Raw genomic sequence first — 15,280 nt, 5'->3', positions numbered from 1 at the left:
CGATGCCCGGCCCCTCGCCCGAGCTGGTCCAGCAGCTCTACAGCACGCCGCCCGACCGGTTCGTCGCCGCCCGGGACGCGGCCGTCGCCGAGGCCCGCCGCGCCGGGGACGCGGCCGCCGCCCGGCAGATCGCCCGGCTGCGCCGCCCCACCGTCGCCGCCTGGCTGGTCAACCTGCTCGCCATCCGCCGTCCCGAGCTCGTGGCCGATCTCGTGCAGCTCGCCGAGGCGCTGCGCGCCGCCCAGCGGGAGCTGCGCGGGCCGCGGCTGCGGGAACTCTCCGCGCAGCGCCGGGCGGTGGTCGGCGCGCTCGTCGCCGAGGTGCGAAAGCTGGCCGCGCAGGCCGGTGGGCCGTCGGCCGGCAAGCTCCCCCTGGCCGAGGTGGAGCAGACCCTCAACGCGGCGCTCTCCGACACCGAGGTGGCCGAGCAGGTCCGCGCCGGCCGGCTGCTGCGGGCCGCCAGCTACGCCGGCTTCGGTGAGGTGCCCCGCCCGCAGCTGCGCCTGGTCACCGGGGGCGAGGACGAGGAGAGGACGGGGCGACGGGAGAAGGGGCGGGCGCCCGCCCAGCGGGAGCCCGGCGGGCGGGCGGCCGAGCGGGCCGCGGAACGGGCCGAGCGGGCGGCGCGCGCCGAGCGGACACGGCAGCGTCGGGCGTTGGACCGCGAGCTGGCGAAGGCGCGTACCGAACAGGAGCGGGCGGAGTCCGAGCTGGCGGCGGCCGTGGCGGCCGAGCGCGACGGCGCCGCCACGCTCGACCGGATCGAGACGGAGCTGGCCGAGCTGGAGCGGCGGCGGGCGGTCGCCGAGCAGGAGCTGAGCCGCGCGAAGCTGGCGCGACGCGGCGCGGAGCGGGGGCTCACCGCGGCCCGGCGGCGCACCGGCGAGGTCGAGGCCGCCGTGGAGGCGTGGGAGGCGGAGGAGGAGGGGGCTGCCGGGACGGGCGCCGGCGAGGCAGACTGACGTCGATGGACGGACGTGGGGTACGGGTGCGGTGGGCCGGCCGGCGCGGAGGGTCCCGGTGACACCCGAGCAGGTCGCCGCGGCGAGTAAGCCGCTCGTGCTCGACCTCGGTGACGCGTTCAGCCGCTGCCCGGTCACGCTGCGCCGGGCCCGGCTGCTCGGCATCTCCGGTTGGGCCTTCTACGTCACCGGCCGGGCCGGCGCGCTCGGTGACGTCCGCGCCGAGACGGTGGCCGCCGCGCTCGGGTTCCTCGCGCCGGACGCGGTCGCGGACGGCTGGGCCGGCGCCGTCCGCACGGTCCGGCCGTCCGAGGTGGCCGCCGCGACCCTCGCCGAGTGCTGTCGGTGGGGTTCGCAGCACCTGGACGGCGCACCCCGGGTCGAGCGGCTCGTCGGGTTGCTCGAGCGGGTGGTCCACGCGGCCGACGCCAGTGGGATGCCGCTCTTCGCGGCCTGGCGGGCGATGCCGGCCCCGGGGGGCACCTCCGGGTCGCGGGCGGCCGTCGCGCTGCGCCTGCTGCGGGAGTACTACACCGGCGCCTACCTGGTGGCGGTCCGCGCCAGCGGGATGACACCCCTGGAGGCGGTGCTGGCCGGGCCGGAGGGCGAAGCCGGTGCGATGACCTGCGGCTGGGCGCCCCCGTACCCGCCGGTGGGGCCGCTGGTCCGGCGGCGCCTCTGGGCGGAGGCGGTGACCGACCGCCTCGCCGCGCCCGCGTTCGCGGCGCTCGGGTCGGTCGACGGCGCCGAGCTCGTCGAGCTGCTGACCGTGACCCGGGCGCATCTCGGCACGGTGGCCCGCTCGCACCCGGCCGCCTGACCTGTGGGGCGGCTAATTGGGGAGCGCGGGCGGGGCGTGCCCTGCCAGGATCGCGCCGTGACCCTTCCTGCTGGCTGGACCGCGCGCCGCCCCGCCCTCGACGACGTCCCGGCGATCCTCGCGGTGGTGCACGCCGCCGACACCTTCGCCGTCGGCTACCCCGACTTCGACGCCTCCGACGTGGAGGCGGCGCTGACCGCCCCCCACGTCGACCCGTCCCGAGACTCCTGGCTGGTGCAGGACCCGGAGGGCGCCGTCGTCGGATGGTCGATCGTCGACAATCCGACGGGTGTCGGCCGGGAGTTCGTGGAGGTCTACGTCGACCCGGAGCGGGGCGCGCACGTCCGCGGGCCGCTGCTGGCCCGCCAGCTCGACCGGGTCGCCGAGCGGGCCGCCGAACGGTCGGTGCCGGCACTCACCGTGCGCTGCGCGGTGTTCGAGCCGGAGCGGGACTGGGAGCGCATCCTGCGCGAGACCGGGTTCACCCTGGCGAAGCGGTACGTCCGCATGAGCCGCTCGCTGGCCGACCTGCCCGCCGAGCCACCTCCGCCGGCCGGGGTGACGGTCCGCCCGGTCCGGCCCGACGACGACCGTGACCTGCGGGAGTTCCACCGGATCTTCGACACCGCCTTCCGGGACACGCCGGACTACGAGCCGGTGGGCTACGCCGAGTGGCGCAAGAAGATCACACAGCACGGCACCACCTGGGACGAGTGGTTCGTCGCCGAGGTGGACGGCGTCGCGGCCGGCGCCCTCCAGTCGTCCGACCAGGCGCTCGACCAGGACGAGGGCTTCGTCCGGAGTCTGTCGGTGCTGCCCGCCTTCCGGCGGCGGGGCGTGGGAGCCGCCCTGCTGCGGCGGGCCTTCGCCCGGTACGCCGAGAAGGGGCGGACCGCCGCGGGCCTGGGGGTGGACCTCACCAACCCGACCACCCCGCTGTCGCTCTACCGCTCCGTGGGGCTGCGGGAGACCCGCTGGACGGACATGTACGAGCTGGTCGTCCCCGCCGCGCCGCCGTCGGCCGGCTGAACGGCGTCGACGAGGCGGGGCGGTGGTCGGCTGTCCCCGTCGTTCCGGGCGGGGAGGCCGCGCGCGGTGTGTGATGGGCGACCCTCGTGGGGGCCGACGGGCCGCGCGGGCAGGGCCGGGAGCAGACTGGACGGGTGCGATGGACGCTACGCCGACGCGGTGCCGGTGGGGCGGGACCGCAGCTCCGTGACGTAGTCGTCCGGCGCTCCCGCCTTCTCGGCCGCGTTCGCGATCTCCGACAGGTACCACGAGGTCGGCAGGCCGCCCTCGTACCCGTCGAAGACATAGATCCAGGCCGTCACGTCCCCGTCGAGCGTGGAGACCCGGACGTGCAGCTTCCGGTAGGTGCCGGCCGTCACGCCCTCGATCTCGTCGAGCTGGGCGGCGTCGTACGGGTGGATGTCGTAGAGCGCCACGAAGACCCGGTCGCCGGGGGACTCGACCACGGTGCTCACCGCGCCCTCCCAGCCGATCACGTCCTCGCCCGCGAAGGTCAGCCGCCAGCCCTCCAGCCAGCCGGTGCCCACCATCGGCGAATGCGGGCAGTAGGCGCGCATCCGGCCGGGGTCGAGGTTTGAGCCGTAGGCGGCGTGAAGACGCACGGCGATGACGATAGCCGGGTGAACCGGTGGGGGAGAATACGACGGTGCGTGTCGGACGCGTTCAGGAGAAGAAAGTCACTGTGAGCATCGACGAAGGGCGAGCGCTGTGAGCCGCATCGTGATCATCGGCGGCGGGCCGGCCGGCTACGAGGCGGCCCTGGTGGCCGCACAGCTGGACGCCGACGTGACCGTCGTGGAGGCCGAGGGCGCCGGCGGGGCCTGCGTGCTGTCCGACTGCGTACCGTCGAAGACCTTCATCGCCAGCTCCGAGGTGGTGACCGGCTACCGGGACACCGAGGAGTTCGGCGTGCACTCCGACGGCCTGGAGGCGGTCACGGTCGACGCGCGGGCGGTGCACGAGCGGGTCAAGCGGCTCGCGCTCGCCCAGTCGGCCGACATCCACGCCAAGCTGCTCAAGGCCGGGGTCACCTTCGTGGCCGGCACGGCCCGGCTCGGCGAGGACACGCTCGGTCACACCCACCGGGTGGTGGTCAACCCCGCCGATGGTGAGGGGGAGTACACGATCGACGCCTCGACGGTGCTGATCGCGACCGGCGCCACCCCGCGCCAGCTGCCGACCGCCGTCCCGGACGGCGAGCGGATCCTCACCTGGCGTCAGGTGTACGACCTGCCCGAGCTGCCGGAGCACCTCATCGTGGTCGGCTCCGGCGTGACCGGCGCCGAGTTCGCCAGCGCGTACCTGGCGATGGGGATCGAGGTGACCCTCGTCTCCAGCCGCGACCGGGTCATGCCGCACGAGGACGCCGACGCGGCCCAGGCGATCGAGCGGGTCTTCCGGGGCCGGGGGATGAGCATCCTCAACAACTCCCGCGCCAACGCCGTCCGTCGCACCGAGACCGGCGTCGAGGTCGAGCTCTCCGACGGCCGCAAGGTGTACGGCTCGCACGCGCTGATCGCGGTCGGCTCGATCCCGAACACCGCCAACCTGGGCCTCGCCGAGTACGGCGTGGAGCTGGCCGAGGGCGGCTACGTCACCGTCGACCGGGTGTCCCGCACGAACGTGCCCGGCATCTACGCCGCCGGTGACTGCACCGGGGTGCTCCCGCTGGCCAGCGTCGCGGCGATGCAGGGCCGGATCGCCATGTGGCACGCGCTCGGCGAGGCGGTCCGCCCGCTGCGCCTGCGCACGGTCGCCGCGAACGTCTTCACCGACCCCGAGCTGGCGACCGTCGGCGTCTCCCAGGACGAGGTGGACGCCGGCAAGGTCCCGGCGCGGCAGGTGATGCTGCCGCTGGCGGGCAACGCCCGGGCGAAGATGGACGACCTCGCCGACGGCTTCGTGAAGCTCTTCTGCCGGCCCGCCAGCGGCCAGGTCGTCGGTGGCGTGGTGGTCGCCCCGAAGGCCAGCGAGCTGATCCTGCCGATCACGATGGCCGTGGAGAACAACCTCACGGTCAACGAGCTGGCCCAGACGATCACCATCTACCCGAGCCTCTCCGGCTCGATCACCGAGGCCGCCCGCCAGCTCATGCTCCACGAGTTGGAGTAGCGGCCGCCCGCCGGCCCGCGCCGATCATGCGCTCGTGGCGCCCGCCTCCTGACGGTTCGCCCAGTACGCGAGGTGTCACAACTGCGTGATCGCGGGGCACTCGGCGGGACAGGGCCACGCTCAACGCGAGCGTGGTGATCAGGGCCACCTCGGTCACGATGAGCACCCGCTCGACCAGACCGATGAGCACCCGGTCGCCCGGGTACGCCGACCAGACCATCGCGGCGGCGAGCACGCCGCTGGCGATCGCGAGCCGGCGTACCCACCGCGCGGCGGTGCCGGGCAGCCGGCCGGTCAGCAGCCACCCACCGACCGGCATGGCCAGGAACGCGACGACCGAGGCGTACCGGTGGACGTACGCCGCCGCGTCCATCGGTGAGCCGGGTTCGTTCGTGGGGATCACCGCGGCCAGCAGCAGCCCGCCCACCCAGGCGACGACGAGGGCCTCGGCCCACGCGTACCCGCGTGGCCGGCCGGGGCCGACGGGCCCGCCGGCGGCGGCGAGACCCCGGGGCGGCGGCGTGGGCCGGGCCCGGCGCAGGGCGGGCAGCAGTGCCGCGGTGGCCGCCGCGAGCACCACCATCGCGACGTCGATGACGCCGCCCCGGTCGGAGACGGCGAAGTCGCTGACGGTCAGCGACCAGGGCGACAGGTCTTCGTTCACCTCGACGTGGCCGATCACCGCCAACACCGCCGCGAGGGCGATGCCGCCGAGGGCGAGCAGGCCGGCGTTCCGGGTTCCAGGCATGCCTCAGCCTGTCGCCGGAGCCACCCGAAACGGATCGGGGCCGGCCACCGAAATCGAACCCGGGGACGACCCCTAGGAGCCGCGCGCCGCGACCCGGAGAACCGGTCGGCGCGTCGTCACGTCCTGGACGACTCGGCGACGGGCGCCGGGACGGGGAGCTCGGCGTCGCGGCGACGGGCGCCGACGATGGTCATCACCCAACCGGCGGCGGCGAAGCCGGTCGCCGCGATGGCCGCGATCACGGCGAGCCGCCAGGTGGACGAGGTCAGCGCGGTCCCGCCGAGGTGTCCGACCAGAGCCCCGTAGCTCGCCCAGGCCAGCGCCGCGATCGTCTCGTAGAGCAGGAACAGGCGGTACGGGTAGCGGCTGCGGCCGGCGGAGAAGCAGGCGGCCATCCGGCCCCCGGGCACGAAGCGGCACAGCAGGATCACCATGGGCCCCGGGCGGCGGAGACCGCGGGTCACCCGGTTGGCCACCCGGCGGGTGCGGCTCGACGGGCCGGGCGGGCGTGCCCGCCGGTCCGGCGCCGTCCGCCCGAGCAGGTAGCACGCGAGGTCCCCGGCGATCACGCCGGCCGCGCCCACGGCGATCGTCAGGGGCAGGTCCAGGCCGCCGTAGACGGTGAGCGCCCCGCTGGTGATCATGATGACCTGGGTGGGGATCACCGGGACGAAGGCGTCCAGGAGCAGCAGGGCGAGCAGCAGCAGGTACGCCCACGTCGGCGACGCGACGTCAGTCAGAAGTTCGGGCACGCCTGCCACCTCGTCGGATGCGGCCGATCGGATGTACCGAGCCTGACGACGTGTCCGCCGTCACCGAGGGGAGCCCTGGCCGGGGGTGACCACGGACACGGCAGGGCCACCCAGGTACAACGACCCGCCGGCACTCCGGTGACGGTCGGCGGATCGGCAGGCGTCGGCGTACCGTTGCGGGCGCGGCTCCCCGTCGGGTCCCCCGTTCTCGACGACCGGGCCGCACCGGGCCGCCGGCAGGTCCCGTGCCGGCGGCCCACCCCGGCCGCCCGCCCCCCGCTGGAAATGCGGGTGCGGCCGCCCTCCACCCACGCGTACCGTCGCGGCATGCGCAGTGCGAATCCGACCACGACGCCGGGAGACCCCGGCGTGCCGCACTGACGTTTCCGTCCAGAGGCCCCGGGGCGATCCGCCCCCGAGGGCCTCGCGGCGTTCGGTGACCAGGTCGCCTCCGGGTCGTACGCGATCAAGGAGAGCGACATGATCGACCACCGGAGGCTCGGCCGCGAGCTGGAGTTGTTCGTCTCCGACCCGCTCGCCGGCGCCGGGCTGCCGATCTGGCTGCCGGCCGGCGCCGCTGCCCGGCACGCCGTCGAGGAGTACGTCCGCGAGCTGGAGCGGCGGGCCGGCTACCGCCACGTCTACTCGCCGCCGCTCGGCAAGCGGGAACTCTTCGAACGTTCCGGGCACCTCGGCTACTTCGCCGACGACATGTTCCCCCCGATGCGCCTGTCGGCCGACGACGAGTTCGTCCTCCGGCCGGCGCTCTGCCCGCACCACGCGCTGGTGTTCGCCGCCCGCGGCCGCTCCTACCGGGAGCTGCCGCTGCGCGTCGCCGAGCTGGGCGGAATGTACCGCGCCGAACGCTCCGGCGTGCTCGGCGGCCTCTCCCGGGTACGGGCCATCTCGCTCAACGACGCACACAACTTCTGTGCGCTGGACCAGGTGGGGGAGGAGGTCGCCGAGATCCTCCGGCTGATCCGCGAGGCGCACGCGGCGCTCGGCGTACGGCCCGCCGGGTTCCGGTTGTCGCTGCGCGGGCCCGATCAGCGGTACGCCGGCGACGACGCGCAGTGGGCCCGTGCCGAGGAGCTGCTGCGGGCCGCCCTGGACGGCATGGAGTACGTCGAGGCGCCCGGCGACGCCGCCTTCTACGGCCCGAAGATCGACATCCAGATCGTGGACGCGGGGGGCCGGGAGTCGACCCTGTCGACCGTGCAGCTCGACTTCGACAAGCCGGAGCGGTTCGACCTGTCGTACACCGACCGGGACGGGGCGCGGCGGCGGCCGGTGATGGTGCACCGGAGCCTGGTCGGCAGCATGGAGCGGCTCTTCGCGTACCTCATCGAGGTGCACGAGGGCGCCTTCCCGGCCTGGTACGCCCCGGTCCAGCTGGTGGTGCTGCCGGTGGACGACGCGCAGGGCGGCGCCGCGGCCGACCTGGCCGGGCGGGCCGAGGCGGCCGGGCTGCGGGTCGACGTCGACGCGGCCGGCTCGCTGGGCGCCCGGATCCGGGACGCGTCCCGCCGCCGGGTGCCGTACGCCGCGGTGGTCGGCGCCCGCGAGGCCGCCGCCGGCCGGGTGTCGCTGCGGCTGCGTGACGGGCGGGTGCTGGACCCGCTGCCCGTCGACGCCGCCCTCGGCCTGATCGGTGACGTGGTGGCCGCGCGCTCGGCCGAGCTGCTGCCCGGCTGACGCGGCAGCGACGTCGCCCACCCGGCGGTCGGTGGCGTGGGGCAGTCCGCCCCACGCCCGGCCGGCCGGGGCGCGCGCGGGACGCCCGCCCGCCCCGGCCGGCTCGTGGCCGAGCCCCCGCCCGGTCGGTCGGGTCACCCCGACAGCGCCCCCTGGGCCGGTGCCGGCTGCCGAGGCGCGCCGTCCACCTGCTCCTCCTCCTCGGTGAGCGCCTGGCTGAACTGCGACAGGTAGAGCCGGTGGTACGCGCCCCGCGCGGCCAGCAGCTGCTCGTGGGTGCCCTGCTCGACGATCCGGCCGCTCTCCATCATGAGGATCAGGTCGGCGTCCCGGATGGTGGAGAGCCGGTGCGCGATCACGAAGCTGGTCCGGTCGGAGCGCAGCGCGGCCATCGCCCGTTGCAGCAGCACCTCGGTGCGGGTGTCGACCGAGCTGGTCGCCTCGTCGAGGATCAGCAGCGACGGCTCGGCGAGGAAGGCCCGCGCGATCGTGATGAGCTGCTTCTCGCCCGCGCTGACGTTGCTGCCCTCCTCGTCGATGACCGTGTCGTACCCGTCGGGCAGGCTGCGGACGAACCGGTCCACGAAGGTGGCCCGGGCGGCCGCGAGGATCTCCTCCTCGGTGGCGTCCGGTCGGCCGTAGGCGATGTTGTCCCGGATGGTGCCGCCGAAGAGCCAGGTGTCCTGGAGCACCATCCCGATCCGGCCGCGCAGGTCGTCGCGGCGCATCGTGGTGATGTCCACGCCGTCCAGCGTGATCCGGCCGGCGTCCAGCTCGTAGAAGCGCATGATCAGGTTGACCAGCGTCGTCTTGCCCGCGCCGGTCGGCCCGACGATCGCCACCGTGTGGCCCGGCTCGGCGACGAGGGACAGGTCCTCGATGAGCGGCTTGTCCGGCTCGTAGCGGAAGGACACGTCCTCGAACTCGACCCGGCCGTGCGGCTGCGCCACCCGGGCCGGCCGGATCGGGTCGGTGCTCTGCTCGTCGGCGTCCAGCACGGCGAAGACCCGTTCCGCCGACGCCACCCCGGACTGGAGCAGGTTGGCCATCGAGGCCACCTGGGTCAGCGGCTGGGTGAACTGCCGGGAGTACTGGATGAACGCCTGCACGTCGCCGAGGCTCATCGACCCCGAGGCGACCCGGAGCCCGCCGACCACGGCGATCGCCACGTAGCTCAGGTTTCCGATGAACATCATCGACGGCATGATGATCCCGGAGATGAACTGCGCCCCGAAGGCGGCCTTGAACAGCTGCTCGTTCTTCTCGGTGAACGCGGCCTCGACCTCGCGCTGCCGTCCGAAGACCTTCACCAGCTCGTGGCCGGTGAACGCCTCCTCGATCTGGCCGTTCAGCTCACCGGTGTGCGCCCACTGGGCGATGAACTGCTTCTGCGACCGCTTCGCGATGCGCTGGGTGACCAGCACGGACAGCGGTACGGCGACCAGCGCCACCAGGGCCAGCAGCGGCGAGATCCAGAACATCATGCCGAGGACGCCGACCACCGTGAGCAGCGAGGTGAGCAGCTGACTCAGCGTCTGCTGGAGGCTCTGCGAGATGTTGTCGATGTCGTTGGTGACCCGGCTGAGCAGCTCGCCCCGCGGCTGCCGGTCGAAGTAGGGCAGTGGCAGCCGGTTGAGCTTGTCCTCCACGTCGGAGCGCAGCTTCAGCACGGTCCGCTGCACGATGCCGTTGAGCAGCCAGCCCTGCCACCACATGAGCAGGCTCGCGGCGAGGTAGAGGCCGAGCGCCAGCAGCAGCACCCGGCCCAGCGCGTCGAAGTCGATGCCGGCGCCGGGCACCGGGTCCATCCGGGCCAGCATGTCGGCGAAGGCGTCGTTGCCGCTGGCGCGGGCCGCCGCGACGGCCTGCTCGGTGGTGGTGCCGGCCGGGAGCTGCCGGCCGATCACTCCCGTGAAGATCAGGTCGGTCGCGTGGCCCAGGATCTTCGGCCCGGTGACGCTGAACCCGACGCTCACCACCGCCAGCGCGATCACCACGCCCAGCTGGAACCGCTGCGGCCGGAGCCGGGCGAGCAACCGACGCGCCGACGGCCCGAAGTTCATCGACCGCTCGGCGGGCATCCCCGCCCCCATGTGCGGACCGCCGCGCCCACCGGGGGGCAGGCGGCGCGGCGTCGGATCGCCGGCGGCGGGTTTCTGCGCGGGTACGGCCGAGGCACGCTCGCTCATGCCGCCACCTCCCTGCGGTCGGCGGCGGCATGAGGCTCGTCCGCACTGTGCCCGATGATTCGCTCGCTGCGCTCGCTCATGCCCGCCACCTCCCTGCGGTCGGCGGCGGCATGAGGCTCGTCCGCACTGTGCCCGATGATTCGCTCGCTGCGCTCGCTCATGCCGCCACCTCCGCGGTCTGCTGGGAGGCCACGATCTCGGCGTATGTCGGGCAGGTCTTTCGCAGTTCCTCGTGTCGTCCCATCCCGACGACTCCCCCGTCCTCGAGCACGATGATCTGGTCGGCGTCGACGATCGTGGAGACCCGTTGGGCCACGATCACGACGGCGGCGTCCGCGGTGACCGGCCGCAGCGCCGCTCGCAACCGCGCGTCGGTGCCCAGGTCGAGCGCGGAGAACGAGTCGTCGAAGAGGTAGATCTCCGGTTTCCGGACCAGGGCCCGTGCGATGGCCAGTCGTTGCCGCTGCCCGCCGGAGACGTTGGTGCCGCCCTGCGTGATCGGGGCGTCCAGGCCCCCGGGCATCTCCGCCACGAAGTCGGCGGCCTGGGCGATCTCCAGTGCGGCCCAGAGGTCGCCGTCGGTGGCGTCGGGGTTGCCGTAGCGCAGGTTGCTGGCGACGGTGCCGGTGAACAGGTACGGCCGTTGGGGCACCAGGCCGATGCGCCGCCACAGCTGCTCCGGCGCCAGGTCGCGCACGTCCACCCGGTCGACGAGCACCGCGCCGGCGGTGACGTCGACCAACCGGGGAATCAGCGACAGCAGCGTGGTCTTGCCCGCCCCGGTGCTGCCGATGATCGCCGTGGTGGTGCCCGGCGTGACCCGGAAGGAGATGTCCCGCAGCACCGGCTCGGCCGCGCCCGGGTACTGGAACCGGACGTCGCGCAACTCCAACTCGGCGTGCGCGGGCACCTCGACGACGGGTGCCGCGGGCGGCGCCACCGAGGTGTCGGTGCCGAGCACCTCGACGACGCGCTCGGCGCAGACCGCGGCGCGGGGCACCATCATCAGCATGAAGGTGGCCATCATGACGGCCATCAGGATCTGCATGAGGTACTGGAGGAAGGCGGTCAGCGCGCCCACCTGGATGGCGCCGGCGTCGACCCGCTGCGCGCCGAACCAGAGCACCGCGACGCTGGAGAGGTTGAGCACCAGCATCACGACGGGGAAGATCAGTGCCAGCAGGCGGCCGACCCGGAGCGCGGTCGCGGTCAGGTCCTCGTTGGCCGTGCCGAAGCGCCGCGTCTCGTACGGCTCGCGGACGAAGGCCCGGACCACGCGGATCCCGGTGATCTGTTCGCGCAGCACCCGGTTGACCGTGTCGATGCGGGTCTGCATGAGCCGGAAACCGGGGACCATCCGCCGGATGACCAGCGCCAGCGCGACGGCGAGCACCGGTACGCAGACGAGCATGAGCCAGGAGAGGCCAAGGTCCTCCCGCAGGGCCATCACCACCCCGCCGACGCTCATGATCGGAGCGGCCACCAGCATGGTGCAGCTCATCAGCACGAGCATCTGCACCTGCTGCACGTCGTTGGTGGTGCGGGTGATCAGCGAGGGCGCGCCGAAGCGGGCGACCTCGCGGGCGGAGAAGCGGTTCACGTGGCCGAAGATGGCGGCGCGTACGTCTCGCCCGAAGCCCATCGCCGTGCGCGCGCCGAGGTAGACCGCGGCGATCGAGCAGACGATCTGGACCAGGCTGACGGCCAGCATCCAGCCGCCCGTCCGCACGATGTAGCCCGTGTCACCGCGGGCCACGCCGTTGTCGATGATGTCGGCGTTGAGGCTCGGCAGGTAGAGCGAGGCCATGGTGCCGACGAACTGGAGCAGCACCACCGCCGTGAGCGGTCCCGGGTAGGGCCGCAGGTGGTCGCGGAGCAGTCGGATCAGCACCGGCGACCTCCTGGTTCGTCCGTGGACGCGGTCATGCGCGGGTCCTCTCCACTACCGATGGCCTCCAGCAGGAATGCGCGGATCACGGCTGCCTTCTCCGGGTCGGCGTCCACGGAGGTGAGCGGCCTCCGGGAGCGGATCAGGGCGGTGAGCGCGGCCACCCGTTCCCGACCGGCGGGGGTGATGGCGAGCCGTACGCTGCGCCGGTCGTTCTCGTCCCGCTGCCGCTCGACCAGCCCGTCGCGTTCGAGGGTGTCGATGATCCCGGTCAGCGTGGCGGGCCGGACGAAGCCGCGCTGGGCCACCTCACGGTGCGGGAGCGCGCCGTGTTCGGCGAGCGTCATGAGGGTGACCATGCCGGCCTGGGTGAGGTTGAACTTCTCGGCCAGGAAGCGGTTCCACCGCTGACTGACCACGTGGCCGGCGACCACGAGGAGTCGGGCCAGCGGCACGTCGTTGAGGGTGACCAGATCCACGAGGAGCAGATTAGCCCCCTAATCGTCAGGGGCCAAACGAAATAACCGCGGCGGTGGCGAGGAACAGGACCTGCAGGGCCGTACGTGGCGCCAGCGGGGTGACGGGCCGCCCGGCCAGCGTCAGTCGACGCCGGGCCGCCGAGACGTTGGCCGGGAACATGGCGAGCATCAGGAGCCCCAGCCCGGCGGCCGCCCAGCGTGCCGTGGCGGGGATCAGCAGGCCCACCGCGCCGACCAGCTCCAGCACCCCGGTCAGCGTGACCAGCGGACCGGGGTGCGGCAGCCGTGGCGGCACCATGGCGATCAACCCGGAGCGGCGGGGCTCGGCGAAGTGCGCGACACCGGTGAGGACGAACATCACGGCCAGCCCCACCCGCAGGGCGGCCAGCCAGCCGTCCAGGGGGTCGAACCCGGCCAGGCCGGCGACGCGCGCGAGTGCGGTGCCGGCGATCAGTGCGATCAGGGGGGCCATGGGTCATCTCCCGTCGTCGAACTTGTCGGTGACAAGATGCCGTGCCGTGCGCCATCTTGTCAATGGCAAGATACGATCGCGGCATGACCCCGACGCGTGGTTACCATCACGGAGACCTCCGGCGTGCGCTGCTCGACGCCGCGGTGGCGGTGATCGGCGAGTCCGGCCCCGGCGCGCTCAGCCTGCGCGACCTCGCTCGGCGGGCCGGCGTCTCACACGCCGCGCCCGCGCACCATTTCGGGGACAAGGCGGGCCTGCTCACCGCGCTCGCCGTGCAGGGCTTCGACCTGCTCGCCGAGACACTGCGCGGCGCCGGTGACGACCTCCTCGGCGCCGGCGTCGCGTACGTCGACTTCGCGGTCAGCAACCGTGCGCACTTCGAGGTGATGTTCCGGCCCGACCTCTACCGCGCGGACGATCCCGCCGTGCGGGCGGCCAGTGACCGGGCCGGCGACGTGCTCCGCGCCCGGGTCGCCGGTTTGCCGGCGCGTGACGGCGGGCGGAGCGACCCGGGGCGGGACGCCCTCGCCGCGTGGTCGATCGTGCACGGGTTCGCGACGCTCTGGCTCGCGGGCGCGCTGCCGCCCCGCATCGGCGACGACCCGCGCGAGGCGGCCCGGGTCGTCATCCGCCGGCTCTTCGAGTGACGGCCGACAGCCGCGTCACCAACTGGTCGGCAGCGGCATCCCCTCGGTGTAGCCCGCCGTGCTCTGCACGCCGACGACAGCCCGCTCGTGGAACTCCGGAAGGTTGCGGGCGCCCGCGTAGGTGAAGGCGCTGCGCACGCCCGCGATGATCTCGTCGATCAGGTCCTCGACGCCCGGGCGGTTCGGGTCGAGGTACATCCGGGCGGTGGAGATGCCCTCCTCGAAGACCGCCTTGCGGGCCCGGTCGTACGGGCTGTCCTCGGCCGTGCGGGCGCTGACCGCCCGGGCCGAGGCCATGCCGAAGCTCTCCTTGTAACGCCGGCCGTCGGGGTCGGTGTAGAGGTCGCCCGGCGACTCGTAGGTACCGGCGAACCACGAGCCGATCATCACGTTCGAGGCTCCGGCGGCGAGCGCGAGCGCCACGTCCCGCGGATGCCGGACGCCGCCGTCGGCCCAGACGTGCCGCCCGAGCGACCGGGCCGCCGCCGCGCAGTCCAGGACGGCGGAGAACTGCGGCCGTCCCACCCCGGTCATCATCCGCGTGGTGCACATCGCGCCCGGCCCGACCCCGACCTTCACGATGTCGGCGCCCGCCTCGACCAGGTCGCGTACGCCCTCGGCGGTGACCACGTTGCCGGCCGCCACCGGCACCGCCGGGTCGAGCTTGCGCACCGCCCGCAGCGCGGAGATCATCCGTTCCTGGTGACCGTGCGCGGTGTCCACGACGAGCGTGTCCACCCCGGCCTCCAGCAGGGCGGCGGCCTTGCCGGTGACGTCGCCGTTGATGCCGATGGCCGCCGCGATGCGCAGCCGCCCCTGGTCGTCGACCGCCGGCCGGTAGAGGGTGGCGCGCAGCGCGCCCTGCCGGGTGAGCACGCCGACGAGCCGTCCGCCCGGGTCGACCACCGGGGCGAGCCGGCGGCGACCGGCGGAGAGCAGGTCGAACCCGGAGCGCGGGTCTGCGTCGACGGGCACCGTGTGCAGCTCCGAGGACATGACGTGGCGCAGCTGAGCGAACCGGTCCACGCCCACGGTGTCCGCCTCGGTGACCACCCCGAGCGGCCGGCCGGCCTCGTCCACCACGATCACCGCCCCGTGCGCCCGCTTCGGCAGCAGGTGGATGGCGTCGCCAACGGTGTCCGTCGGGCCGAGCGTGATCGGCGTGTCGTACACCAGGTGCCGCCGCTTGACCCAGGCCACCACGGTGGTCACGACGTCGATCGGGATGTCCTGCGGGATGACCGCGATCCCGCCGCGCCGGGCCACCGTCTCGGCCATCCGCCGGCCGGAGACGGCCGTCATGTTCGACACGACGAGCGGGATGGTGGTGCCCGTGCCGTCGCCGGTGGAGAGGTCGACGTCGAGTCGGGAGCCGAGGTCGGAGCGGGACGGCGCCATGAAGACGTCGTTGTAGGTCAGGTCGTGCGCGGGGACCGCGCCGTGAAGGAACCGCACCCGGCAATCATGGCTGGCCGACGCGCCTCCCG

Annotated in this window: 15 protein-coding genes; 6 read left to right on the top strand and 9 right to left on the bottom strand. The window is 73.9% G+C overall.

Annotation, left to right across the window (positions count from 1 at the left end):
* Window positions 1-2: 2 nt before the first annotated feature.
* The 3 genes from SM573_RS05845 to SM573_RS05835 are packed head-to-tail and all read left to right on the top strand — an operon-like array spanning window position 3 to window position 2,811.
* The gene (locus tag SM573_RS05845) at window positions 3-962 is read left to right on the top strand and encodes a hypothetical protein (protein ID WP_474611682.1); all 960 of its coding nucleotides are present in this window, start codon (window positions 3-5) and stop codon (window positions 960-962) included.
* A gap of 58 nt (window positions 963-1,020) precedes the next feature.
* Window positions 1,021-1,782 carry an SCO6745 family protein gene (locus tag SM573_RS05840; RefSeq protein ID WP_474615631.1) on the top strand — a complete coding sequence of 254 codons (762 nt, stop codon included), beginning with the start codon at window positions 1,021-1,023 and terminating at the stop codon, window positions 1,780-1,782.
* Window positions 1,783-1,839: 57 nt separating this feature from the next.
* Complete coding sequence (locus SM573_RS05835; protein ID WP_474615630.1) at window positions 1,840-2,811, top strand: GNAT family N-acetyltransferase; 972 nt, start codon at window positions 1,840-1,842, stop codon at window positions 2,809-2,811.
* A gap of 146 nt (window positions 2,812-2,957) precedes the next feature.
* Here the strand turns inward: SM573_RS05835 and SM573_RS05830 are convergent, their stop codons facing one another.
* Window positions 2,958-3,413 (bottom strand): gamma-glutamylcyclotransferase, encoded by a 456-nt coding sequence (locus tag SM573_RS05830; RefSeq protein ID WP_474611685.1) that lies wholly within the window; start codon window positions 3,411-3,413, stop codon window positions 2,958-2,960.
* Window positions 3,414-3,519: 106 nt separating this feature from the next.
* Between SM573_RS05830 and SM573_RS05825 the strand changes: the two genes are divergently transcribed.
* A complete protein-coding gene (locus SM573_RS05825; RefSeq protein ID WP_474615629.1) occupies window positions 3,520-4,923 on the top strand; it encodes an NAD(P)H-quinone dehydrogenase in 1,404 nt (467 codons plus the stop codon).
* Here SM573_RS05825 and SM573_RS05820 read toward each other — a convergent pair.
* The gene (locus SM573_RS05820) at window positions 4,901-5,671 is read right to left on the bottom strand and encodes a DUF998 domain-containing protein (protein WP_474615628.1); all 771 of its coding nucleotides are present in this window, start codon (window positions 5,669-5,671) and stop codon (window positions 4,901-4,903) included. The two genes, SM573_RS05825 and SM573_RS05820, sit on opposite strands and share 23 nt — an antisense overlap.
* A 116-nt stretch (window positions 5,672-5,787) precedes the next feature.
* Window positions 5,788-6,423 (bottom strand): DedA family protein, encoded by a 636-nt coding sequence (locus SM573_RS05815; RefSeq protein WP_474615627.1) that lies wholly within the window; start codon window positions 6,421-6,423, stop codon window positions 5,788-5,790.
* Between the two features lie 465 nt (window positions 6,424-6,888).
* Between SM573_RS05815 and thrS the strand changes: the two genes are divergently transcribed.
* Entirely contained in the window at window positions 6,889-8,118 is a 1,230-nt protein-coding gene (gene thrS / locus SM573_RS05810) for a threonine--tRNA ligase (RefSeq protein WP_474615741.1), read from the top strand.
* A gap of 134 nt (window positions 8,119-8,252) precedes the next feature.
* Here the strand turns inward: thrS and SM573_RS05805 are convergent, their stop codons facing one another.
* The 5 genes from SM573_RS05805 to SM573_RS05785 are packed head-to-tail and all read right to left on the bottom strand — an operon-like array spanning window position 8,253 to window position 13,146.
* Window positions 8,253-10,307, bottom strand: coding sequence for an ABC transporter ATP-binding protein (locus SM573_RS05805; RefSeq protein WP_474615626.1), 2,055 nt, complete (start codon window positions 10,305-10,307; stop codon window positions 8,253-8,255).
* Window positions 10,304-10,468 (bottom strand): hypothetical protein, encoded by a 165-nt coding sequence (locus tag SM573_RS05800; protein ID WP_474615625.1) that lies wholly within the window; start codon window positions 10,466-10,468, stop codon window positions 10,304-10,306. Before SM573_RS05800 ends, SM573_RS05805 begins: the two co-directional genes overlap by 4 nt.
* Window positions 10,465-12,198 (bottom strand): ABC transporter ATP-binding protein, encoded by a 1,734-nt coding sequence (locus SM573_RS05795; protein WP_474611689.1) that lies wholly within the window; start codon window positions 12,196-12,198, stop codon window positions 10,465-10,467. Before SM573_RS05795 ends, SM573_RS05800 begins: the two co-directional genes overlap by 4 nt.
* Window positions 12,192-12,674: a MarR family winged helix-turn-helix transcriptional regulator gene (locus SM573_RS05790; protein ID WP_474611690.1), complete on the bottom strand. Its 483-nt coding sequence runs from the start codon at window positions 12,672-12,674 to the stop codon at window positions 12,192-12,194. The genes SM573_RS05795 and SM573_RS05790 overlap by 7 nt, the downstream gene beginning before the upstream one ends.
* Window positions 12,675-12,699: 25 nt before the next feature.
* Window positions 12,700-13,146 carry a DoxX family protein gene (locus SM573_RS05785; protein WP_474611691.1) on the bottom strand — a complete coding sequence of 149 codons (447 nt, stop codon included), beginning with the start codon at window positions 13,144-13,146 and terminating at the stop codon, window positions 12,700-12,702.
* A gap of 83 nt (window positions 13,147-13,229) precedes the next feature.
* Between SM573_RS05785 and SM573_RS05780 the strand changes: the two genes are divergently transcribed.
* A complete protein-coding gene (locus tag SM573_RS05780) occupies window positions 13,230-13,793 on the top strand; it encodes a TetR/AcrR family transcriptional regulator (protein WP_474611692.1) in 564 nt (187 codons plus the stop codon).
* Window positions 13,794-13,808: 15 nt separating this feature from the next.
* Here the strand turns inward: SM573_RS05780 and SM573_RS05775 are convergent, their stop codons facing one another.
* The gene (locus tag SM573_RS05775; protein ID WP_474611693.1) at window positions 13,809-15,248 is read right to left on the bottom strand and encodes a GuaB1 family IMP dehydrogenase-related protein; all 1,440 of its coding nucleotides are present in this window, start codon (window positions 15,246-15,248) and stop codon (window positions 13,809-13,811) included.
* Between the last annotated feature and the right edge of the window lie 32 nt (window positions 15,249-15,280).

This window comes from Micromonospora xinjiangensis, assembly GCF_056150165.1.
Note: the sequence above shows the minus strand (reverse complement) of the source record. Positions and strands in the feature narration are given on the sequence as shown.